At 50.9% G+C, this 23,038-nt stretch carries 23 protein-coding genes; 9 read left to right on the top strand and 14 right to left on the bottom strand.

Features of this window, described 5'->3' with window-relative positions:
- Positions 1-170: 170 nt before the first annotated feature.
- The 4 genes from prmC to PsWM33_RS21905 form a co-directional block, all read right to left on the bottom strand.
- Entirely contained in the window at positions 171-1,055 is an 885-nt protein-coding gene (gene prmC, locus PsWM33_RS21920) for a peptide chain release factor N(5)-glutamine methyltransferase (RefSeq protein WP_063301624.1), read from the bottom strand.
- Entirely contained in the window at positions 1,055-2,128 is a 1,074-nt protein-coding gene (gene prfA, locus PsWM33_RS21915) for a peptide chain release factor 1 (RefSeq protein ID WP_063301623.1), read from the bottom strand. The genes prmC and prfA overlap by 1 nt, the downstream gene beginning before the upstream one ends.
- A gap of 84 nt (positions 2,129-2,212) precedes the next feature.
- Complete coding sequence (gene ptsP, locus PsWM33_RS21910; protein WP_063286038.1) at positions 2,213-4,477, bottom strand: phosphoenolpyruvate--protein phosphotransferase; 2,265 nt, start codon at positions 4,475-4,477, stop codon at positions 2,213-2,215.
- Between the two features lie 96 nt (positions 4,478-4,573).
- Complete coding sequence (locus PsWM33_RS21905; protein ID WP_057463461.1) at positions 4,574-5,824, bottom strand: aspartate kinase; 1,251 nt, start codon at positions 5,822-5,824, stop codon at positions 4,574-4,576.
- A gap of 156 nt (positions 5,825-5,980) precedes the next feature.
- Here PsWM33_RS21905 and ubiG point away from each other — a divergent pair, with 156 nt between their 5' ends.
- The 3 genes from ubiG to PsWM33_RS21885 all read left to right on the top strand — a co-directional run bounded on the left by ubiG (position 5,981) and on the right by PsWM33_RS21885 (position 8,288).
- On the top strand, positions 5,981-6,757 hold the full coding sequence (ubiG, locus tag PsWM33_RS21900; protein ID WP_057463462.1) for a bifunctional 2-polyprenyl-6-hydroxyphenol methylase/3-demethylubiquinol 3-O-methyltransferase UbiG: 777 nt from the start codon (positions 5,981-5,983) through the stop codon (positions 6,755-6,757).
- A gap of 32 nt (positions 6,758-6,789) precedes the next feature.
- Positions 6,790-7,497 carry an alpha/beta fold hydrolase gene (locus tag PsWM33_RS21895; protein ID WP_208991590.1) on the top strand — a complete coding sequence of 236 codons (708 nt, stop codon included), beginning with the start codon at positions 6,790-6,792 and terminating at the stop codon, positions 7,495-7,497.
- A gap of 221 nt (positions 7,498-7,718) precedes the next feature.
- Positions 7,719-8,288, top strand: a complete 570-nt coding sequence (locus PsWM33_RS21885) for a phasin family protein (protein ID WP_063294422.1) — start codon at positions 7,719-7,721, stop codon at positions 8,286-8,288.
- Positions 8,289-8,362: 74 nt separating this feature from the next.
- Here the strand turns inward: PsWM33_RS21885 and PsWM33_RS21880 are convergent, their stop codons facing one another.
- The 4 genes from PsWM33_RS21880 to PsWM33_RS21865 all read right to left on the bottom strand — a co-directional run bounded on the left by PsWM33_RS21880 (position 8,363) and on the right by PsWM33_RS21865 (position 11,097).
- Positions 8,363-8,932 (bottom strand): DUF1178 family protein, encoded by a 570-nt coding sequence (locus tag PsWM33_RS21880; protein ID WP_063294423.1) that lies wholly within the window; start codon positions 8,930-8,932, stop codon positions 8,363-8,365.
- Positions 8,929-9,783: a carbon-nitrogen hydrolase family protein gene (locus PsWM33_RS21875; RefSeq protein ID WP_063301622.1), complete on the bottom strand. Its 855-nt coding sequence runs from the start codon at positions 9,781-9,783 to the stop codon at positions 8,929-8,931. The genes PsWM33_RS21880 and PsWM33_RS21875 overlap by 4 nt, the downstream gene beginning before the upstream one ends.
- Positions 9,784-9,831: 48 nt before the next feature.
- Positions 9,832-10,095 (bottom strand): glutaredoxin 3, encoded by a 264-nt coding sequence (gene grxC, locus PsWM33_RS21870; protein WP_063294450.1) that lies wholly within the window; start codon positions 10,093-10,095, stop codon positions 9,832-9,834.
- A 156-nt stretch (positions 10,096-10,251) separates the two neighbouring features.
- A complete protein-coding gene (locus tag PsWM33_RS21865) occupies positions 10,252-11,097 on the bottom strand; it encodes a ComF family protein (RefSeq protein ID WP_063294425.1) in 846 nt (281 codons plus the stop codon).
- 128 nt (positions 11,098-11,225) lie between these two features.
- Here PsWM33_RS21865 and PsWM33_RS21860 point away from each other — a divergent pair, with 128 nt between their 5' ends.
- A complete protein-coding gene (locus tag PsWM33_RS21860; protein ID WP_063301642.1) occupies positions 11,226-12,110 on the top strand; it encodes a methyltransferase domain-containing protein in 885 nt (294 codons plus the stop codon).
- On the opposite strand, the gene PsWM33_RS21855 is transcribed toward PsWM33_RS21860, so the two are convergent.
- From PsWM33_RS21855 to PsWM33_RS21835, 5 genes are all read right to left on the bottom strand, one after another.
- Complete coding sequence (locus PsWM33_RS21855; RefSeq protein WP_057463468.1) at positions 12,111-12,326, bottom strand: Flp family type IVb pilin; 216 nt, start codon at positions 12,324-12,326, stop codon at positions 12,111-12,113.
- Positions 12,327-12,355: 29 nt separating this feature from the next.
- On the bottom strand, positions 12,356-12,760 hold the full coding sequence (gene mutT / locus PsWM33_RS21850) for an 8-oxo-dGTP diphosphatase MutT (protein ID WP_063286043.1): 405 nt from the start codon (positions 12,758-12,760) through the stop codon (positions 12,356-12,358).
- An 84-nt stretch (positions 12,761-12,844) separates the two neighbouring features.
- Entirely contained in the window at positions 12,845-13,666 is an 822-nt protein-coding gene (locus PsWM33_RS21845; RefSeq protein ID WP_063301621.1) for a GNAT family N-acetyltransferase, read from the bottom strand.
- Positions 13,647-14,879 (bottom strand): bifunctional glutamate N-acetyltransferase/amino-acid acetyltransferase ArgJ, encoded by a 1,233-nt coding sequence (gene argJ, locus PsWM33_RS21840; protein ID WP_063301620.1) that lies wholly within the window; start codon positions 14,877-14,879, stop codon positions 13,647-13,649. Before argJ ends, PsWM33_RS21845 begins: the two co-directional genes overlap by 20 nt.
- 127 nt (positions 14,880-15,006) lie before the next feature.
- Entirely contained in the window at positions 15,007-15,876 is an 870-nt protein-coding gene (locus PsWM33_RS21835; RefSeq protein WP_057463472.1) for a peptidylprolyl isomerase, read from the bottom strand.
- A 266-nt stretch (positions 15,877-16,142) separates the two neighbouring features.
- Between PsWM33_RS21835 and secA the strand changes: the two genes are divergently transcribed.
- The 5 genes from secA to PsWM33_RS21810 all read left to right on the top strand — a co-directional run bounded on the left by secA (position 16,143) and on the right by PsWM33_RS21810 (position 22,072).
- The gene (secA, locus tag PsWM33_RS21830) at positions 16,143-18,935 is read left to right on the top strand and encodes a preprotein translocase subunit SecA (protein ID WP_063301619.1); all 2,793 of its coding nucleotides are present in this window, start codon (positions 16,143-16,145) and stop codon (positions 18,933-18,935) included.
- A 171-nt stretch (positions 18,936-19,106) separates the two neighbouring features.
- Positions 19,107-19,874 carry a class I SAM-dependent methyltransferase gene (locus PsWM33_RS21825; RefSeq protein ID WP_208994696.1) on the top strand — a complete coding sequence of 256 codons (768 nt, stop codon included), beginning with the start codon at positions 19,107-19,109 and terminating at the stop codon, positions 19,872-19,874.
- Positions 19,875-19,972: 98 nt separating this feature from the next.
- The gene (locus PsWM33_RS21820) at positions 19,973-20,515 is read left to right on the top strand and encodes a PadR family transcriptional regulator (protein ID WP_063301618.1); all 543 of its coding nucleotides are present in this window, start codon (positions 19,973-19,975) and stop codon (positions 20,513-20,515) included.
- A gap of 10 nt (positions 20,516-20,525) precedes the next feature.
- The gene (locus PsWM33_RS21815) at positions 20,526-21,131 is read left to right on the top strand and encodes a GyrI-like domain-containing protein (protein WP_063301617.1); all 606 of its coding nucleotides are present in this window, start codon (positions 20,526-20,528) and stop codon (positions 21,129-21,131) included.
- A 248-nt stretch (positions 21,132-21,379) separates the two neighbouring features.
- Positions 21,380-22,072 (top strand): hypothetical protein, encoded by a 693-nt coding sequence (locus PsWM33_RS21810; protein ID WP_208994695.1) that lies wholly within the window; start codon positions 21,380-21,382, stop codon positions 22,070-22,072.
- 73 nt (positions 22,073-22,145) lie between these two features.
- Here PsWM33_RS21810 and PsWM33_RS21805 read toward each other — a convergent pair whose 3' ends face one another.
- Entirely contained in the window at positions 22,146-22,757 is a 612-nt protein-coding gene (locus PsWM33_RS21805; protein ID WP_057463476.1) for a L,D-transpeptidase, read from the bottom strand.
- Positions 22,758-23,038: the final 281 nt, after the last annotated feature.

The raw sequence follows: 23,038 nt of genomic DNA, 5'->3' as shown, positions 1-23,038 counted from the left end.
CGTCTCTGCCAGGCTCGTCTCACGGTCAGTGAGTGCCCATCCCCATCGTTTTCAGCTTTTAGCTTTTAGCTTTTAGCTTTTAGCTGGTATCGCTTGTCGGCGAGATGAAACTATCTCGTTCCGACGTATTTTCCAAGGGCTTTTTTCCAGATAATTGAATTCTTCGCCAATCATGGAAAAACTACAACAATCACCCTTGGTTGACCGGCCAGATCATGTTCACAACAAACCTCGAGTCCAGCGAGTTCCCTAGCAAGAGTTGAAAGTTCATCGGCTTGATCAAACCCGATCTCCATAAGGAGTCCACTATTTCTCTTAAGAACTCGTTTAGCGTTGCCTATCAATTCTTTATAGGCAGTAAGACCATCCACTCCACCATCAAGCGCCAACATAGGGTCATGCTGCTTAACTTCATGGCTCAGTCCTTCAATAACAGAGCTGCGAATGTACGGCGGGTTACTCACAACAAAATCAAAAGATCCGTTCAACGCATCCAGATATGAACCGCGAACAGGGATAAAGCGGTCCAGAACCTTGTTGTTTGCTGCGTTTTGTCGCGCAGTCGCCAAAGCCTCTTCACTAATATCAACAGCAAGACAGATTGCATTCGGCAGCTCAGTCAGGAGTGCAATCGCAACCGCTCCTGTCCCAGTTCCGATATCTGCAAAAATCCACTCTTCTTCCAGACCACCATGCGCCTGACAAAACGCAATCGTAGCTTCAACCAGCGTTTCTGTGTCTGGCCGTGGCTCCAATGTTGCCGGAGACAATGAAAACTCCAGTCCCCAAAACTCCCGCTTCCCCAGAACGCGCCCTACAGGCTTTCCGGCAAGGCGTTCTTCCACATATCGGGAAACAACCACCAGTGTCTCGGGCTTGGTCACCTGATCGTACTCAAGGATCAGGTTTCTCGGCTCAATTTCAAGGGCTTCTGCAACAAGGACGCGTGCATCCAGATCAGCTTCAACCAAACCTGCATCACGAAACAGGCTCCGCACCGCTAGGTACAAAGCCTGCACATTTCTGAGGTCGAAGTTATCGAAGAGGCCGGACATTAAAGTCCTTCATCGGCGAGCAAGTTCGCTTGGTGGTCCATGATCAGAGCATCAATCACTTCACCCGTAGCTTCACCTGCCATCATCTGATCAAGCTTATACAGCGTCAAACCAATACGATGATCGGTCACACGACCCTGAGGGAAGTTGTAGGTACGGATACGCTCAGAACGATCACCGGAACCAACCTGAACACGGCGGGCCTCGGTCCGTTCACTCGCAGCACGCTCACGCTCCACATCGTAGATCTTAGCCCGCAGCAACTTCATTGCGCGGTCTTTGTTCTTATGCTGAGAGCGCTCATCCTGCACAGCAACCACAATCCCGGTTGGATTGTGCACAATACGAACAGCGGAGTCAGTCGTGTTAACGTGCTGACCACCAGCTCCTGATGCACGGTATGTATCGATGCGCAAATCAGCAGGGTTGATCTCAACGTCCACTTCTTCAGCTTGCGGAAGAACAGCAACGGTCGCCGCGGACGTGTGAATACGGCCACCAGACTCAGTCTCAGGCACACGCTGCACACGGTGAACACCGGACTCAAACTTCAGCTTACCAAACACTTCCTGACCAGTCACAGCAGCAACGATTTCTTTGAAACCGCCCATGTCCCCCTCAGAAGAGGACATCACTTCAACTTTCCAGCCATTATTGTCTGCAAAGCGCTGATACATACGGAAAAGATCACCAGCAAACAGCGCAGCTTCGTCACCACCAGTACCGGCACGCACTTCAAGAATAACATCGTGAGAGTCAGCTTTATCTTTTGGCAAAAGCCCAATGCGCACTTGCTGGGTCAGCTCTTCAACAACACCAGTCAGCTCATCACGCTCAAGCTGTGCAAGCTCTTTCATCTCCGTATCGCTTTCAGGGTCTGCCAGCAATGCTTCCGCACCTTCCAGATCACCCTCGGCTTTGCGAAGTTCACGAATGGATTTCACAATTGGATCGAGTTCCGCATAATCCCTTGAAAGCTTGATATATACATCCGGCGCAGGACCAGATGCCATCTCGGCCTCAATACCTTCAAAGCGTGCTAGCAGTGTGTCTAGTTTTTCTGGTGCCAGCATTTCGCGGCAACTCCTCAAGCGTTAGGCAGCTAATTTAAAAGCGCGACAGCCTCTCGGGTCTGCGGCAATCGAAATCTACGCTGCTTATACCGGAATATTATTTTCGGATGCAAAGTTCGCCAGGAACTCGCGAATGTCGTCCGTCCCTTTACCCGCTTCCAATTGTTTCAGCAACTCTTCTGAAAGTGCTGATAGATCCAAAGAGCGTAACATCGCCTTAACAGGACCAATAGAAGCCGGAGACATAGAGAGATTTCTATATCCGATCGCCAACAAGGCCATTGCAGCAAGGGGTTGGCCGCCAAGCTCACCGCAAAGGGTGACGGGCGTATCCATCTTATCGCCAATAACAACGATCTTACGCAATGCGCGTAGGAAACTAGGAGACAGAGCTTCAAATCGCTCCGCAACCAGCGTGTTGCCTCGATCAACTGCATAGAAGAACTGGAACAGATCGTTGGAGCCAACAGAGACGAAATCCACTTCCTTGTAGATCTCTTCAAGCTGGTAAAGCAGCGCCGGGACTTCCAGCATGACACCAAGTTTCAGCTCTTTAGGCGTATCGTGACCGTGCTGGCGCAGATGCTTTAGTTCGCGCTCAACATAATCCTTCGCCTGCTGAAATTCAGAAACGTCTGCCACCATCGGGAACATGATGCGCAAGGAGCGCCCTGCCCCTGCATGCAACATTGCTCTGATCTGAGTACGCAGCAGACCCGGACGATCCAGCCCAAAGCGGATCGCACGCCAGCCCATGGCCGGGTTCTCTTCCTGTGCCAAACGCAAGTAAGGCAGAACTTTATCACCGCCAATATCCAGAGAGCGGAAAGTAACCGGCTTGTCGCCAGCGGCATCCAGCACCTTGGAATACAGTGTGTGCTGTTCCTGCATTCTTGGGAAAGCAGAGGCCACCATAAACTGCAGTTCAGTACGGAAAAGCCCAACACCATCAGCGCCAGCATCTTCCATACTTGGTAAATCAACCAGCAGACCAGCATTCAGCTGAAGCTTAACATCCACACCGTCTTTGGTAACGGTCGGCTCATCACGAAGTTGGCGATAAATTTCCTGACGCTTGGAACGTAGACGAACCTTGTCTGCAAAAGCTTGTTCAACATCATTCGCTGGACGAAGGAAGATCTGACCGATCTCACCATCCACAATGATGGCATCAGTCGCTTCCACCAAGGAAACAATGTCTTCAACCTGCCCGACTGTCGGAATACCAAGCGCACGTGCAACAATGGTCACGTGGCTTGTCGGGCCACTTTCTTCCAGCACGAGGCCGCGAATACGGTCCCGGTCATAGTCGAGCAGCTCAGCAGCACCCATGTTACGCGCAATAATGATGGCATCTTTCGGCAGATCATCTTCACCGCTGTGGTTCTTGCCCATCAGCTCACGAATGAGACGGTGCGCTAGATCATCAAGATCGTGCAGGCGCTCACGCAAATACGGATCTGTCTGCCGGAGCATCTGAGCGCGCGTATCACTCTGAACTTTCTCAACAGCAGCTTCAGCCGTCAAACCATTGCGGATCGCCTCATCAATCTTCCGGATCCAGCCACGGTCATAGGCAAACATCCGGTAAGCTTCCAGAACTTCACGGTGCTCACCGTGCTGAGAAAACTCACCACTTGCCAGCATATGATCAAGCGACTGACGTAAGCGCGTAACAGATTCTTCGAGACGTTTCTTTTCAGTGTCCGCATCCTCGGCAATCAGATTGGTGATAACCACACGCGGTTCATGCAGAACCACATGTCCAAGGCCAATGCCATCAGCAAGGGCGACACCCTTCAGATGCATCGGACGGATCACATCAATCGTTGTGCCTTGCTGCGCAATCGCTTCCAGCTCACCCGCCGCGACCATTTCTGCGATTACCATCGCAGTTGTCTGCAGTGCTTCTACTTCGTCTTCAAAGTAGGTCCGGTGGTCTTTGTTCTGAACAACAAGCACGCCGAGCGTACGTCCTGCACGCAGGATCGGCACACCAAGGAAGGAGTTATAATTCTCTTCGCCCGTTTCCGGACGATAGGCAAACGCCGGGTGCGCCTGCGCATTTGGTAGGTTCAGCGGTCTGGCATCAGAGGAAATCAAGCCAACAAGACCCTCACCAACCTTCAGAGAAGTATGGTGAACCGCATCCTTATTGAGGCCCTCTGTCGCATACAGCTCAAGAACCCCATCCGCGCGCAAAATGTACACGGAACACACTTCCGCAACCACGTTTGCCGCGATCAGACGTACAATCTTGTCAAGCCGTTCCTGCGCATTAATCGGCTCCGCCATCACTTCACGAAGCTTACGGAGGAGTACGCGCGGTCCGGCCAAGCTGCTGCGCATGCTCCGCCCTACCTATAATTCTGCTGGCCTTTTAACAGGCCACGTTGTGCCTTGGAAGTTGTCCAAGACACAACAATATTCTCGACAGTAGGATACCTAGCCGTCAAGTCCGTATAGCGAATGGAGAGTACGAACCGCAAGTTCCGTATACGCGGAATCGATCAGAACAGAGATTTTAATCTCAGATGTCGTAATCGCGCGGATGTTAATCCCCTTCTCAGCCAGGCCTTCAAAACACTGGGCTGCAACACCGGCATGCGAACGCATACCCATGCCGATTACGGAAACTTTTACAACATCAGTAGCGCCTTCGATATTCTCGAAGCCAATTTCCTCGACGTTCTCCTCAATTACCTTGCGCGCACGCTCGTAATCGCTCTCTGGAACGGTAAAGGTGATATCGGTCGTCTTTCCATCTGGGGAGATGTTCTGGACGATCATGTCTACGTTGATGTTGCCTTCTGCCAACGGGCCAAACACTCTGGACGCAATGCCAGGTTTGTCTGCAACGTTGCGGATAGAAATCTGTGCTTCGTCTTTTGAGTAAGCGATGCCAGTGACGACTTGTTGTTCCAAAATCTCGTCCTCGTCGCAAATAAGTGTACCTACAGGTGTTCCGTCAGCGCTAATCTGCGGGGCATCCGGATCATCAAAGCTGGAACGTACAAACGTACGAACGCCGTGAACCATCGCCATCTCAACAGAGCGGACCTGCAAAACCTTTGCACCAAGAGAAGCCATTTCCAGCATCTCTTCAAACGCAACACGTTCCAAACGGGTTGCCTTGGCCACCACACGCGGGTCAGTGGTATAAACACCGTCCACATCCGTGTAGATATCACAGCGATCTGCCTGAATTGCAGCTGCAATTGCCACTGCACTCGTATCAGATCCACCACGTCCAAGCGTCGCAAGCCTGTTGTCCGGGGCAACGCCCTGAAAACCTGCACACACAGCAACCTGTCCACGCTCCAGGCGTTCAATGAGAGTTTGACCTTCAATACTCTCAATACGCGCTGCGCCATGGGCTTCATTTGTACGGATAGGAATCTGCCATCCTTGCCAGGACCGCGCTTCCACACCCATATCTTGCAGCACAATCGCCAACAAACCAGAAGTTACCTGCTCACCAGAGGCAACAACCGCATCATATTCACGCGCATCATGCAGCGCTGCAGCATCTCTTGTATAACCGACCAAGGTATTCGTCACGCCAGCCATAGCGGACACGACAACAGCAACCTGGTTGCCTGCTTCCACTTCACGCTTTACATGCCGAGCAACATTTCTAATACGCTCTAGGTCGGCAACGGAGGTGCCGCCAAACTTCATAACCAAACGGGCCATCGCTTCCCAAATTCCTCCGAGGGCCTTTGTGATGAACCGATCATCACTACAAACGGCGCTAATCCATACAACTAGCGCCCTTCTATCGCAACCAGCGGCTTGACAAAAACCGCGATTAGACCCACCAGTACCGGGATGAAAGTGGAGAGTTGAGCTATGAGCACCGCGCAAAAACCAAGCAACGCCGCCAAAAACCCGGCACAAACCACAATCGACCCGGCGGAAGTTGCGCATTTCTCATCAATTGCATCGGAATGGTGGGATCCCACTGGAAAGTTTCGCCCTCTCCACAAATTCAGCCCAGTTCGCATCTCCTATATCAAAGAGTACGCCTGTGACCACTTTGGTCGAGACGAAACATCCCCTAAGGCACTAGAAGGACTACGGATTTTGGACATCGGCTGCGGCGGTGGCCTACTCGCTGAGCCCATGGCTCGCATGGGTGCAACCGTTGTCGGAGCAGATGCATCTGAAACCAACATCAAAGTCGCCACACTTCATGCACAGCAATCTGGCCTCAACATCGACTATCGCGCACAAACCGCTGAATCTCTAGTTGAGGCAGGCGAACAATTCGACATCGTGCTCAACATGGAAGTCGTGGAGCATGTTGCAGACGTTCCACTGTTCATGAACTCCTGTGCAGATCTTGTGCGTCCCGGTGGAATGATGTTCGTTGCAACTATCAACAGAACTCTGAAAGCCTATGCCCTCGCGATTGTCGCGGCTGAACGCGTTCTCCGCTGGTTGCCAAAAGGCACCCACCAATATGAGAAGCTGGTTCGCCCGGAAGAGCTGGAAGCACCCCTCAATGAATCCGGCATGAACATTTACGAGCGCTGCGGAGTGAGCTTCAATCCGCTGACAGACAGCTGGTCCAGAACAACCGATCTGGATGTAAACTACATGGTAATAGCTCGGAAGCCAGAGTAACAGCTGGCATCCAATGACTAAGGAGAATGAAAATGCCAGAAACAGCACCTGCAGAAACTGTCGTTTTCATTCCCGGCCTTACCAGCACCGGCACTTTGTTCGGCCCTCAGATCAACTCTCTGAAAGAGCGCCCAATCATCATTGCCGAAACCTGCGCCATGGACTCCATAGGGGCCATGGCACAAAGGCTGCTGGATCACGCCCCAGAAAAATTCGCTCTCCTCGGCATGTCCATGGGTGGTTACGTCGCTCTGGAGGTGATTCGACTGGCGCCTGAACGTATCAGCCGTCTTGCGCTCATAAACACCAACGCCAGAGGCGACACCCCCGCCCAGACGCAACTTCGCCATACACAGATCGAGATTGCGAGGAAGGGAGGCTTCCACAAAATCGCCTCCATGCAATACCCTCAACTTGTCCACCCTGCCCGCCACGACGACACAGCGCTTCGGCAAGTGGTTTTCGATATGGCTGCTGATATTGGCGCTGATAACTTCCTGAAGCAGCAAAACGCAATCATCAACCGCCGAGACCAAAGACCGGACCTTCCGGCAATCCAGTGCCCGGCGATTATCGTTGCAGGCGAAGAAGACAGTTTGCTTCCGCTGGATAGATGCCGCGAAATGCATGACGCAATACCAAACAGCAAGCTACACATCATCCCGGATTGCGGTCATCTGTCTACACTGGAACACCCAGTCCATACCAGCGAACTCATTCAAGACTGGTTGGATGCGTAGCTACGCCTGCAAATTTAACTAGTTCTTCAGAAAAAAGCCGCTGAAATCCCTTAGAATCCAGAATATCATTTTGCCAATATTAGCGCCTATAAACAGGAGGGTGTACGCGGCGTAAGTTACCGGCAAACGAGCTTCTTCCAACTTCCCTGATCGCTCGAAAGATATTGTCTCAAGACCTAGATCGCCGCCCGAGAACTTGATCAAAGTCCGGAGGAGACACGATGTTAAACATCGACAAAGAAATGAAGGAAGCAATGGAGCGCTGGACCGTTGCGACAGATGGACTGCCTTGGCAAGGCTGGTTCTGGGCGCAGGGTGGAGACCAACTTTCCAACACAGCGTTGGAGCACGCAATTTCCAACAACAAGTCCATGCTTGAGAACTATCAGGCAATCATGCATGCAAACATGTCTTTCTTTAACAAGCGCATGAAAGCCAACACAGATTTCGTTCAGGAAATCTGGGATTGCCCAACTGGCATTGAGTTCTCAAAACTTGCCAGCGACTTCATGCAGGAAGCTTTTGAAGATTGTCGGCAGGAAGGTGCCCGCCAGATGAACCAGATGTCCTCCACAATGAAGGGCACGGTTTCCAAAACGCAGAAGGCAACATCAGAAGCTTTGACAAGCATTGATGATCTGAAAGCAATGGCACAGGCCGCTCCAACAAAAGTACCGGCTAAACCTCGCCGCAGAGTGCCTCGCAAATCAACAAGCACACGCAGCCGGACAAAGAGCGCGGATAAACCGTCCTCCCCCCGAGCCCCGGGTAGAAAAGACGTGTCAGCCTGATTGAGTGACAGAACAAAAAAGGCGCCCTGCTAAACGAGGCGCCTTTCGTTTTACCATCATAACAACATAAGAAATCAGTTGCGGTCTTCTGGCAGCACTGGCAGCGGCATCAGTTCAATACCCTCTTCCAAAAGCTCCTGAGCATCATCGGGAGTAGTTTCTCCATAGATACCGCGCTCTTCGGTTTCGCCGTAGTGGATCTTGCGTGCTTCCTCGGCAAACTTATCGCCAACATATTCTGAGTTGGTCACAACCTGCTTGCGAAACTCTCGCAGTGCCTCCACCAGTTCCTTGGCTTTCTCAGGAACTTTTTGCAGATCAACAGCTGGGGTTGCCGTAGCAATAGGCTGCTCAGAACTCGCTGGGACAGTTCCACCACCTACCTTCTGTTCACTCGCAGCCTTTTCTGTAGCTTTAGCCTGCGCGGCAGCAACGGCTTTTGAAACCTGATGTTCGACCTGCGCCTTCTTCCGACTTCTCGAAGTAGAAACATTCGGCGCCATCAAGCGTTTATGGATCGATGCACTATCACAAAACGGGCACGTGACCAGCCCCAATTCTTTTTGCTTATCGTAGTCGCCAGAATTCCGGAACCATCCGTCAAATTCATGCCCGTCGTCGCAGGCAAGTGAGTAGTTAATCAACTAACCATCTCCCCATTGAGGGAAACAGTCACAACGGAAAACTCACGTGCATTTTCGATGGCAGGAATACGTCGACGTGCTTCATCCACTTTTGCCATTTCAAGTTCACCCAGCAAAACGCCCGGTTCATCATGATCAAGCTCTGCAATCACTTTGCCCCAAGGGTCAACCATCAAGCTATGACCATAGGTCTGGCGATCATCTTCATGTGTTCCACCTTGTGCAGCTGTCACAACAAAGGCACCGTTTTCAATCGCCCGCGCGCGTTGCAATACATGCCAATGCGCTTCACCAGTTTGCTTGGTGAAAGCAGCCGGACCAGTCAAAACCTGCGCGCCAGCCTTGGATTGCTCGCGGAACAGCGCTGGCTGACGGATATCGTAGCAAATCGCCATGCCAAGCTTGGCCACACCAAGATCAATAACAGGAGACACATTGCCTGCGCTGTAGCTTTCAGACTCGCGCCAGCTTTCTCCGTTTGGCAGATCCACATCGAACATATGGATTTTGTCATAACGAGCGGAGATCTCCCCTTGAGGAGAAATCATAAAACCGCGGTTGGCCAGCTTGTCATCTTCAAGCCGGATTGCCAGAGATCCGATATGGACCCAGATATTCAACTCACCAGCAAGCAAACCCAGTTGCTTCAAAAATGGATCATCACTTTCAAAACTGGAGGCAGCAAGTTGCGCTTTGCGGCTACGTTCCAGCACATTAGTCATCTCAGGCGTTTGCACATAAACCGCGCCTTCAGCAGCAGCTTCTCTTATCAACGCCTCACAGACATCAAGATTTTCGAGCGGGTTTCGTCCCGTTCTCATCTGGACACATGCAGCCACAAAACTTGTCATCAATTCTCACTTTCAAAGCGTAGTTCGCAATACGCTTCCTAAGCTTCTTTAAAGACCAACGCTCAGCAGACCATCGAGGTGCCCGCGGCGCTCCAATGCAAACAGGTCATCACAACCACCAATATGCTCAGTTCCGATAAAGATCTGCGGGAATGTGTTTGCACCATTTGCTTTGGCAATCATTTCCTTACGGATCGTTGGATCTTCGCTGTAGTTAAATTCTTTATAATCAACACCCTTCTCATCAAGAAGTCTTTTTGCGCGAGCACAGAAACCGCACATATCACGGGTGTAGATAGTAACTTGAGCCATATTCTTGTCCTTTGGATACACAGCGAAGGCCAATAGAAATTCAGCCATCAAAACTGAAGTCTATATGGCTCACGACCAAGTAAACCGCAAGACCACCTCAACTCAAGTTGATCACTTCGTTATATCGCATAGGCTGAAACAGCCTTTCAACAACACTCAATCACTATCATCAGACATATTTTCAGGATCGACCAGAGCAAAAACAAGTACATCAACCTGTTGCGCACCTGCAGCTTTCAAAACCCGAGCACATTCTTCAACGGTTGCCCCAGTCGTCAATACATCATCAACCAGCACCACATGAGCACCAGATACCTTTGGCAGAAAATGATCGGCAATTGCAAAGGCACCTTTTACATTGGCTGTCCTTGCCCCTCGTTTGAGCCCAACTTGCTGGTTGGTGCGCCGTGTTCGAACTAAACCGTCAAGAAGCACCTGTCCCGACAAATGACGACCAACGTCCTTCACCAGCAAGGCGGATTGATTATAGGTACGCTCTCGCAATCGCGAACTATGGAGGGGAACCGGAACAAGAAAGCTCTCAGCTTCGACAAGTTCTGCTGCTACATTGAGCATGCATCTGGCAAGAAACTTCGATAACCGTATCTCTCCATAAAATTTGAACTGCTTCACCAATTCTCGTGCAGGCCCATTGTAAAGGGCTGCTGCCCGGGCTCGATCATAATCAGGCGGATTAACAAGAGCAGTGGCACTCCAGGCGTTCGGTCCCAACTCATAATGCAACGGAACACCAAGCCGCTCACAATAAGGAGCCGAAATCAATTCCAGTGTCTGCCAACAAGACAGACACAAACCACCTTCACCCTGAACCAAATCGATACAAATCGGGCAGCTATGAGGAAACAGAGCATCCAGAACAAAGTTTAACCCCCGCCGTAAGTGAGAGGCCACCTTTATATTGCTTAAGCTGGGTTTGAGAGGTTGCTCAGCTCTATCCACTGCATCAGGCAACCACTCCAGAGAAGAAAACTTGTCGCTCATCTGTGCTCACCGTATATATCTGCAGCAGAAGTAAGCTAACAAAGCCTCCGTCGAACATCACTCCATGTTCAATGGGGTTATAATTTCCAATAGTGCACACGCAGCACAGTCTGGCCAAAGGCGCCCTCATGAGCGAACACACTCTCTTTGATCGTAAACTCATCGCACAACGTCGCATGACAGCATTGAAGAGAGCGCAAGAAGGCGCTGATTTCTTGATGAAGGCAGCTGCCGCAGATTTGCAAGATCGTCTGGAATTCATCAGCAGAGAGTTTGACTGCGGAGTAGATCTCGGCGGTCACACCGGCCACATCTTTGAAGCACTAAAGGCGTCAGGAAAAGTCAAACACCTGCTGCGAGCCGATCTGTTCAGTGCAGACCCAAACCTGTCTGATCCTGATTTGATTGTAGATGACGCCGTCCTGCCTTTCGCGCCGGAAAGTCTGGACCTGATTGTCTCTTCACTTAACTTACAGATGCTCGACGATCTTCCGGGAACACTCATCCAGATCAAACGTGCCTTGAAACCAGATGGCCTTTTCCTCGGCCTCTTATTGGGAACTGACACCCTTGCGGAGTTAAGAGACTGTCTGATGCGCGCCGAGATGGAAGTTAGTGAAGGCGTATCACCACGCGTTATCCCATTTGCAGATACCAGAGATCTTGGCGGCCTTCTCCAACGCGCAGGTTTCGCACTCCCAGTAACCGACATAGATCGGTTAACCGTTAGATACGACACCATGTTTGACTTGATCAGAGATCTGCGCGCAATGGGCGCAACGAACCCTTTGAAAGATCGCTTGAAGTCACCGACAAGCAAGAAGGTCTTCATGAAAGCGGCAGAGATCTATGCACAGGATTACTCAGATGCAGATGGACGCATCCGTGCAACCTTCACTTTCGCATCTCTGTCCGGCTGGGCACCACATGAATCGCAGCAAAAACCTCTAAAGCCCGGCTCTGCAAAGCACAGCCTGGCCGAAGCTCTTGGAACAAAAGAAATAAAGTCCTGATTAGCCAGAAATCGCGGCAAGCAAAGTATCTGAGATGAACTGGAAGTTGTCCGAAATCGTGCTGCTAATTGCAGTCAGGCTGGCGGCAATGGCAAGAACAATCAAAGCGGCAAGAATGGCGTATTCAACTGCAGCGGCTCCGCGCTCGTCTTCGGTCATATGAGCAATCGTAAATCCACATTTCTGATTGTGATACGCTTTCTCATTCAACGCCATTACTGCCTCTTGTTCTCCGTGATCTCCCGCTAATAAGACACAAGGTCAATTAGATGCGGGATCAGCGGCTCATCTGCTGGTGGCATTTCATAATCACGTAAACGCACTGCCCGTACCCATTTCAGGTTTTGCCCCTCTGCCCCGTGAGGTGTGCCCGACCAGCGCCTACAAACGTAAAGTGGCATCAGCAGATGAAAATCTTCGTAAGTGTGGCTCGCGAAACTTAGGGGAGCAAGGCACTCTTTTTTAACTGTAATTCCCAGTTCCTCAGATAATTCACGGATCAAACAGTCCTCTGGTGTCTCACCAGCTTCGATCTTCCCACCCGGAAACTCCCAGAAACCTGCCATTGATTTGCCCTCAGGACGTTGAGCAAGCAGAATGCGGTTATCAGCATCAATCAAGGCACACGCCGCAACCATCACAATTTTCATTTATTTTCCCGTTTCACAAAGGACCACTCTGAAAACCTTTTGGAAACCATACCAAAGGTCCCGAGTGAAATTTTACTGATTTTCTTAAGGCTGAGCATCTTTGCAATAGTGATAAGCATAGGCTTCTCGATACCCGAGGGAATCGTAAAGCTCTACAGCAGCAGCATTATCTGCCACCACTTGCAGCCAAGCAGTTTCCGCACCGCGCTTAGCCCCTAGACTCTGCACTTCGCACATCAAAGCGTAAGCCAGCCCCTGACGACGAAACGCTTCAGCCGTCTTCACACTAAAGATGCCGAGTAAATCGCCATCCACCACACCAAGCAGAACAGCTGCTGGGACACCATCTTCAGTTTCAAGCACCAGCGCAATCAGTTCGACAGTCACTCTTGAAAGCACATCATGAAGTGCCTGCTCTGTTTCACTCGGAGGCTCCCCACGCTTTGCACCGTCAACCTGCGCGTAACTAGAAATCCATTCATTCAGTGAGACTTCGGAGAGCTTGTACTCTTTAGGCACATCAGTATCGCCAAGCCCCCAGATAGATCGTGACAGCACCAGCGTCTCATCAACACGAGCATACTTCTGAGAGGTCAGCACCTGATCCACATCTGTGGGAACCAAAGGTGTCCAGCGAACATGGAACGTCGTCTCAAGCCGTTTGAAGCGTGCTCGTGCAGAATCCAATCGGCTCTCGGCTTCATCACCGTCTTGGGCATCATAAAAATTCAGAGAGTTATTACGGCGCGCACTGCCCCCCGGTGAGAGACGGGAAATCCAGCTCCCGTCATGATGCGCCATGAGGCTGGGAAAGCAATTTAGATTTGCCTGCTCCAGCTTCAACACCGTTTCCAGATCGCAATTCGGTTGGCGAGGTTGAACTCGCTTAGCTTCTGTAGTCACCATTGATTGCCACATATTCCTTGGTGAGATCACAAGTCCAGACAGTCGCGTCGCCGCTTCCAATACCAAGATCAACCTTCAGGATGATCTCGTCTTCCTTCATGACAGCAGACGCTTCTTCCTCGCTGTAATCTGGATCACGCTCTCCCTCAACTGCAACACGGATGTCGCCAAACCAGATCGCAAGCTTATCACGGTCAGCAGGCTCACCCGCCTTGCCAACAGCCATCACGACACGGCCCCAGTTCGCATCTTCGCCAGCAAATGCAGTTTTCATCAATGGAGAGTTTGCAATCGCCATAGCAATCCGCTTTGCAGAAGCATCGCTCTCAGCACCTTCCACCCGCACTTCAACAAACTTGGTCGCACCTTCCCCATCACGAACGATCATCTGAGCCAGCTCAAGCATCATACTGGAGAGAGCCTCACGGAACTCCGCGAGACGCGGATCCGCAGCACTTTCAATCCAGTCGCCCCCAGCAGACCCAGTAGCTGCCAACAGCACAGTGTCTGAGGTGGAGGTATCACTATCAACCGTGATGGAATTAAAAGAGCCGCCCACACACTCAGAAAGCAAGCTCTGCAAAGCAGGCGCTTTAATTGGAGCGTCAGTGAACAGAAAGCCAAGCATGGTCGCCATGTCCGGCGCAATCATACCTGCACCTTTTGCAATACCGTTCAACGTAACCGTCGCATCACCCAACTTCACACGACGTGTGCTCATCTTAGGATAGGTATCCGTGGTCATGATCGCTTTGGCTGCATCCATCCATTTGTCAGCAACAGCATCGGCCACCAGGCCATCAGCCACACCAGCAAATTTCTCAGCTGGCAACGGCTCGCCAATCACACCGGTAGACGCCAGATATAGCTCATCCGCAGCAAACCCAGTTGCCTTTGAAAGGATGTCCGCTGAGAGTTCAACAGATGCGAGCCCCTTCTTGCCCGTAAACGCATTCGCATTCCCGGAGTTGACCATAATTGCACGCGCAACACCCTTGGAAAGGTTCTGCTTACACCAGTCAACCGGAGCACTCGTGCATTTAGATGTCGTGAACACACCAGCAATCTGAGCAGGCTCATCAAACACAGCCAGGAGAACGTCAGTACGTCCTTCATACTTCAGACCAGCTGCAGCAGTTGCCATTCGAACGCCCTTAACTTCCGGAAGTTCTGGATAGGACTTGGGTGCGAGTGGAGAAATGGTCGCGGACATGAAAACCTCCCGAAGAAAACTGTGTCTATGCAGCAAAAAAGTAGCCCCGGAAGGCCTAAGCCATCCGGGGCTACAAAAACAAGATGTTTTATTTCAATAATCAGCAAAGCTAATAAGCACTAGCCTATTATTTGCTTTCTTCAGCTTTCGCTTCATCAGCATCGGCACCGATGATTTCCACAGTGTTCTTGGCTTTCAGCTCTTCAAGCACCTCACGGAATTTCGTCAGAACTAGCTCCTGACGGATCTGACCTTCAGCCGTTTCAAAGGCTGGAGCGGACTGTGTGCGTGCTTCCTTGTTCAGGATTACGTGATAACCGAACTGTGTTTGCACAGGCTCTTTTGTAAACTCACCCGGTTTCAGAGCAAAAGCAGCTGTTTCAAACTCGGGAACCATCTGGCCTTTTCCGAAGAAACCAAGATCACCACCGTTAGGGCCGGAAGGACCAGTGGACTTTTCCTTTGCAAGCTCAGCAAAGTCCGCACCACCTTCCAGCTGCTTGATAATGTCCTTCGCCTCATCTTCCTTTTCTACAAGGATGTGCGCTGCGTTGATCTCTGGAGCACCCTGATAGTTGGCATACTCAGCCTCGTAAGCAGCCTTAACTTCGTCTTCGGTGATAGCGCTCTGAATGTACTTCTGGAAATACGCATTGCGAAGTGCACGCGTGCGCTCAAATGCCATTAAGCGTTTAAAATCATCAGTTTCTGCAAGTTTTTCTTCTGCGCCGGCTTCTGCAAGCAGGTTCATCTCAACCAGCACATCGGTCAAAACCTTGCGCCATTCGGTTGGTGGAACACGCTGCAGCTGCTGCGCGTAATCTTGAGCTGCATAAGCAAGATCAGCTTCGGTAATAACGCTCTGGCCAACCTTCGCAACTGGCTTGTCCAGATCTGGAGCCGCATCAGCATCCTGTGCCTGGGCTGCACTCAGCCCAATAACCAGAGCAGCAACAGCAACTGAACTACCTAGGATCCCTGTAAATTTACGAAGCATAAGATCACTTTCTTTCCTGTTTATGGAGAGTTTAAAAAGAGTTGCAAAACAACAAAGCACTATATTGCGACGGCAACTGCCGTTGACAACCTTTCGGCCCACTCTTATCTCTCTGTCGCCTGCTTTTTTACTCGCAGGTGTTTAATATGCTGTGACCCAGATCAGACTCACAGAGTTTTGACTGGTTAGATCACGAATGTGAAGATTTTTAGGGCCCGACCGCGACGTGAAAAAACCGGCGCGCCCAAAGTAGGAAGGACCGCCACATGGTGGGGCTCGGCGCACTCGCTCGTAAGATATTTGGTTCAGCAAATGACCGTCGGATTAAGACACTCAAGCCCACAGTAGACGCTATTTCTGCTTTGGAGCCGGAAATGGAAGCTCTGACAGATGAACAGCTGAGAGCCAAAACTGACGAGTTCCGCGAGCAACTGGCAAACGGCGCTAAGCTGGACGACCTCTTGGTCCCGGCATTTGCAGTCGTGCGGGAAGCTTCCCGCCGCGTCCTTGGTCTTCGTCACTACGACGTGCAGCTCATCGGTGGTATGGTTCTCCATGCTGGAGAAATCACCGAAATGCGCACCGGTGAAGGTAAGACCCTTGTTGCAACGGCTCCAGTATACCTTAACGCATTGACAAGTAAGGGCGTTCACGTTGTGACTGTGAACGATTACCTGGCAACGCGTGATATCGAATGGATGGGTCAGGTTTACCGGTTCCTCGGTCTGACAACTGGTTTGATCGTCCACGGCATCTCTGATGAAGAGCGCAAAGCCGCTTATGCAGCGGACGTCACATACGGCACCAACAACGAATTCGGCTTCGATTATCTTCGTGACAACATGAAGTATGATCGCGAGTCCATGTGCCAGCGCCCGCATCATTATGCAATCGTGGATGAAGTCGACTCCATTCTCGTGGATGAAGCTCGTACCCCTCTGATTATTTCCGGCCCGCTGGAAGATCGCACAGACTTCTACAATCTCATCGATACATTTATTCCTCAGTTGACTGAAGAGGACTTTGAACTCGACGAGAAAGCTCGCTCCGCAACCTTCACCGAAGCAGGCAACGAGAAGCTTGAGCAACTCTTGACAGAAGCAGATCTTCTAAAGGGCGAATCGCTTTATGACGTGGAGAACGTGACAGCTGTTCACCATCTTCAGCAGGGTCTGAAAGCGCATAAGCTTTTCCAACGCGATAAAGATTACATCGTCCGCAACGACGAAGTCGTTATTATTGACGAGTTCACTGGCCGTATGATGCCGGGCCGTCGTTTCTCTGAGGGCCTCCACCAGGCTTTGGAAGCAAAAGAAAAAGCTGCTATCCAGCCAGAGAACCAAACACTCGCATCCATCACATTCCAGAACTACTTCCGCATGTACGACAAGCTGGCTGGTATGACCGGTACAGCAATGACGGAAGCTGAAGAGTTCATGGACATCTACAGCCTAGACGTGGTGGATATTCCAACCAACGTTGCTGTTCAGCGTGTCGATGACGACGATGAAGTGTACCGCACAGTTGCCGAAAAGTACGACGCCATTCAGGTGCTCGTAGATGACTGCCATGAACGCGGTCAGCCTGTTCTGGTAGGTACAACATCCATTGAAAAGTCCGAGATGCTCGCAGAGCTGCTCGTCAAGAACGGCTACACTCAGATCGATGTGTCAGACCCGCTCGGCTTTGCAAGCATGTACACCGGCAAGGATGCAGGTAAAAAGAAGGTCTTTGCAGTTCTGAACGCACGTTACCATGAGCAGGAAGCAAGCATCATCGCGCAGGCAGGTGTGCCTGGTGCTGTGACCATTGCAACCAACATGGCTGGCCGTGGTACAGATATCCAGCTCGGTGGTAACGTTGAAATGCGTATCGCAAACGAACTGGGCGACATGCCTGAGGGCGCTGAGCGTACTGCAAAAGAAGACGCCATCAAAAAAGAAGTTGAAGCGCTTAAGCAGAAAGCTCTTCAGGCTGGCGGCCTCTACGTTGTCGCAACCGAGCGCCACGAAAGCCGCCGCATTGATAACCAGCTGCGCGGTCGTTCTGGCCGTCAGGGTGACCCTGGTCACTCCAAGTTCTTCCTGTCTCTTCAGGATGATCTGATGCGCATATTCGGTTCTGAGCGCATGGACTCCATGCTTCAGAAGCTTGGTCTGCAGGACGGTGAAGCAATCGTTCACCCTTGGATCAACAAGGCACTGGAAAAAGCTCAGCAGAAAGTGGAAGCTCGCAACTTCGACATTCGTAAGAACCTGCTGAAGTTCGATGACGTGATGAACGACCAACGTAAAGTGGTCTTCGATCAGCGCCTCGAAATGATGGATCCTGAAGTCACTCAGGAAGCTGTTGTGGAAATGCGCGAAGAGTTCGTCGAAGATCTCGTCGCAGCACACATTCCAGAACGCGCTTACCCTGAACAGTGGGACACAGAAGGCCTTCAGGAAGAAGCACGCACAAAGCTGAACCTCGACCTGCCAATCATTGAATGGGCAAACGAGGAAGGCATTGCAGACGAAGAAGTCACCGCGCGCCTGAAGAAGGAAGCCAACCAGGTTATGGCGAGTAAGGCTGCAAACTACGGTCCAGACGTTATGCGTCAGATCGAGCGTGCAGTTCTTCTGCAAACCATCGACAACTTGTGGCGTGAGCATCTGGCGAACCTTGATCACCTGCGTTCTGCAGTTGGTCTGCGTGGCTACGCACAGCGTGATCCACTTCAAGAATACAAAACAGAGTCCTTCACTCTCTTTGAAAACATGCTGAGCACCCTACGCCAGACCACTACATCACAGTTGATGATGGTTGAGTTGGTTCAGCAGCAGGCTCCAGAAACACCGCAGATGCCTTCCCACATGGAAGCACATCACACCAATCCTATGACTGGTGAAGACGAGATGATGGAAGCGGACCGCCAACTGGCTGAAGCACGTGCAGCATCTGCACCAGACGGTCGTGAGTCAGATGATCCTGAAACTTGGGGTCGTGTAGGTCGTAATGAGCCTTGTCCATGTGGATCTGGCAAAAAGTACAAGCATTGCCACGGTGCACTTGTCTGATCCGACATTAATCAAGTTCAAGAAAGGGCTGCTTCAGCAGCCCTTTTTTATTACAGACGACCTCCCGCTTCACACCAAGGAAATCTGCACCAGAAAGGCGGGAGTATTCCCAGAACCTGAGAATGTTAATCTACGCTTCTTTCAGCTCTAATTTGTAAGAAGCGGCAAAACATGAACACTTCAAGCACGCTCGATTTTAACAAGGTCCTCCGACAGCTCACCCCAAAAACTAAACTGGAAAGAACACGAGCATCCGTTGAAGTGCATCTCGGACAGCGTATTGAAGCATTCTACGCACCTGCAAAAAACAGCTATCTGGCTCAACTCTGCGATGTGTACGGCAGCGACAAAGGCACCAACTGCCCGGAAACCACCCAGTTCAACTGGGAGCCTCACACTTACACCGATTTCTACAGCATGATTTTCGATCATTGCCGCGACAAGATCGCAAACGTGCTCGAATGCGGCATCGGTACGAATGACACCAGCTGCCTTTCAAACATGGGCAAAGAAGGCAAACCCGGCGCTTCCCTTCGCGTCTGGAGGGACTATTTCCCAAATGCTGAGATAACCGGCCTCGACATCGACGAAAAGTGCTTATTCTCCGATACTCGCATTCAGACCTATCAGGTGGATCAGACCAGCCCGGAAAGCATCTCAGGCTTCAAAACCACCGCAAAGCCAGAGCCCTATGACCTGGTCATCGATGATGGCCTCCACCATTATGAGGCGGGGATTGTCTTCTTCGAGAACATTGTAGACCTGCTGGCAAGCAATGGCGTCTACATGATCGAGGATGTGAATCGGCACGACATTCATCGCTATGCCGAGTATTTCCAAAAGCGGGAAAGCGAGTTCAGCTGCCGCTGCCTCCTGCTCTATCGCCAGCATGTCAGCCTGCGTGACAACATGCTCGTCATGATCACCCGCAAGCAATAGCCTTCCCCACACATCACCCTCTGAAAACCCAGACGTTGACGACTCAACATTGCCCATTCTAGTACTAGAATATAATTTTATTCTAAGGCTAGGATAGTATGTCTGAAAGCCTCACTGACAGCGAACTGCTCGTCCTCGGCCTTGTCTCCGAGATGCCCCGCCATGGCTATGAGCTGGAGCAGGTCATAGAGCAGCGAGGCATGCGCGAGTGGACGCAAATCGGGTTCTCTTCCATCTACTTCGTGCTAGGCAAGCTGGAGAAGAAAGGCCTCGTCACAGCAGAAAAGCCCACTGGTGTTAAAACAAAGAAGAGCTTCCTCATGACAGAGGCAGGCCACCAAGCTCTCATTGCACAAACCCTCTCAGCTATCACAACAGTTCGTCCAACATACTCATCCCTCCTCTTGGGCATGATCCATTGGCCGACGCTGCAACGAGACCAAGCCCTTAACGCCTTAAGCGAGCGTGGCGAAGTAATACAAAAAGAAATCTCCCGAATTGAAAACATCCAATTAGACCAACAACCTTTGCCTGATCACGTCGAAGCCCTCTTTGACTACTCCATCGCTCAGCTCAAATCAGAGGCCGACTGGCTTCAGAAAACTCTGGACTACATGACTTGCAAACCATGGAACACATGAGGACATAGCTATGACAACAACCGATTTCAGAGACAGACTCTATGAGTTATATCGACCACCAAGCGACCGTTTTACATTTGTCGATGTTCCCGACATGCAATTCGCTATGATTGATGGACATGGCAATCCTGAAGGAGAAGCATTCGCCCAGGCGATCAAATGGCTTTTCACCGTGATCTACCCCATCAAGCTCGACACAAAGAAACGACTTGGCAAGCGCTTTGTGGAACCACCTTTGGAGTGTCTGTGGTGGGCCGACGATGTGACCGATCTCATCACCGGCAACAAAGACAAGTTGAAGTGGCGTTTGATGATTGTCCTGCCTCACTGGACCGATGACACCCTCTTCGCTCAAGGCGTGGAAACTGCAATAGAGCGTCTCGGAGAAAAACCAGCATCATTGCAAAGAGGTATTCTGACAGAAGGCCGTTCTGTCCAAATCCTTCACAAGGGTCCTTATGAGGATCTTCGCAATGTTTGCGCAAAACTTCATCAGGAGTTTCTCCCGGAACACTCTCTGAAACCTAACGGACATCATCACGAAATCTACCTTAATGACCCAACCCGAACAGCACCGGAAAAGAGAAAAACGGTCATCAGGCAACCTGTGATCTAGGTGCTGTTTCAAACTTCCATCTCGGGCTCGACAAAGAATTGCAAGCATCATCAAACCAAAAGACGAGAAACAACAGCACCTTACAACTTAAGAATTCCTAGGCGATACTCCGCTACTATCCTGAGAAAACAAAACGAGTGGTAGCGGAGATGTTAGCATCCGCGTCTCAGGAGCAAAAGATGACCTCAGATTTGTCTGGGAATGCACTTCATCAGTTTCTAACATTGATGTTAGTGAGCAGCATTTCAATGGGAATGCTAACACGGCTAGCCACGGCACAATCAGAAACCCCACCTTCTTCGCTAAAGGATAAGGCACCTGTCTCAGGCACGGCCTCTGAGCAACCAGCCACTCCCCAGGCACTTAAAGTGCCCCCCGGCTATTACAGTCAGGTAGACCAAAGCCTCGGCGTCCTACTCTCCATCTACGATGCACCATCAGACGATGCTGCTGTTATTGTTCAACTGCCCGGAGATACAATCCTCAACTCCGACGGTGAACAAAAGCAGGTTGACGATCTGCGCTGGCAACATGTCAGCCTCGGAGAGATAGAAGGTTGGGTTGAAGCCCAAAAGCTGAAAGCCGCTATACCCGTCCCATTCGCCGGTACAGATCTGCCAGTTCTGGGCGTCTGCGGAGGAACTGAGCCGTCTTGGAGCATTGAATGGAACTCCAGCGTCGTAACTTACTCGAACACCACCGGACTACTCCATCGTGTCCCGTTTCAGTCAGTAAAAGCAGAAACAGGCAAGAACGCTACATTACTTCAGGCGGGCGATGAAAGCATCGATCTACAAATGACCATCTCCGAGAAGCAATGCACCTTCACCCCATTGGACTCTTTCGTTTGGGGAGAGGCTGTCGCCACCATCACACAGCCTGGACAAAAACCAGTGACACTCAAAGGGTGCTGTAGACCAGTTTCAGATGGCTACCGTTAAACCACATCCAGCTGCCCAATAAAAAAAACCCGGGTCACCCCGGGTTTAATGCTCTTAGCCTGTCATTCGTGACTTAGTTCACGACAACCTTGGCACCGATATCGACATGGTCATAAAGATAGGAAACATCTTCGTTGAACATGCGGATACATCCGGATGAAACAGCACGACCGATGCTCCAGTCCTCAGTGGTACCGTGGATACGGTAGATGGTAGCACCCAGATACAGCGCACGCGCACCCAATGGGTTATCTGGACCACCCTTCATGTAACGAGGAAGAGTACGGCCTTTTTTCGCTTCACGACGGCGCATTTCTTCCGGCGGTGTCCAACCCGGCCATTTTGCTTTGCGAGTGATACGCTCGGTACCATTCCACTCAAAACCTTCACGACCAACACCGATGCCATAACGCATCGCCTTACCGCTTTCTTGCACGTGGTAGAGATAGCGCTCTTCGGTATCAATGATGATGGTACCTGGCTTCTCATTAGTGCGGTACGTGATCAGCTTACGCTTGAACTTACGGCGAGCTGAGTTGGATGCCATAGCAGGAGAATCTGGGAAGATGTCCCATTGGCGTGTGTCTGGATTCCACAGCTTGCCCGCGCTTGCCGGTGCTACAAACACAAAGCTAACCAACGTACAAATGACAGCAAATATTCCCTTGCGAAGATGTCCTCGCATCGTCACCCCCTGAAATTGGCGATAGCCCCTGACCCTGCGGGACCTGTCGAATTTTAAAAATAAATCAGCGCCGAGAAAAAACAAACTCTACCAAAAAAATTCTCGGGCCTCTGAGTTTCCATATGTTTCAAATTGAGACTGATTATCAACATCTGATAATCGATATCCAAGCAAAACCTCACTTCCGCGGGTCATTTGTTTCACTTTTTTCAATTTTCCTCATGCCAAGCAAAATTTTCGCTCAATTCTATCGGTTCGTCCGCTGATAAAAAAATCCTGCC

Origin of the sequence: Pseudovibrio sp. WM33 (assembly GCF_001623165.1) — a bacterium.
GTDB lineage: Bacteria > Pseudomonadota > Alphaproteobacteria > Rhizobiales > Stappiaceae > Pseudovibrio.
Note: the sequence above shows the minus strand (reverse complement) of the source record. Positions and strands in the feature narration are given on the sequence as shown.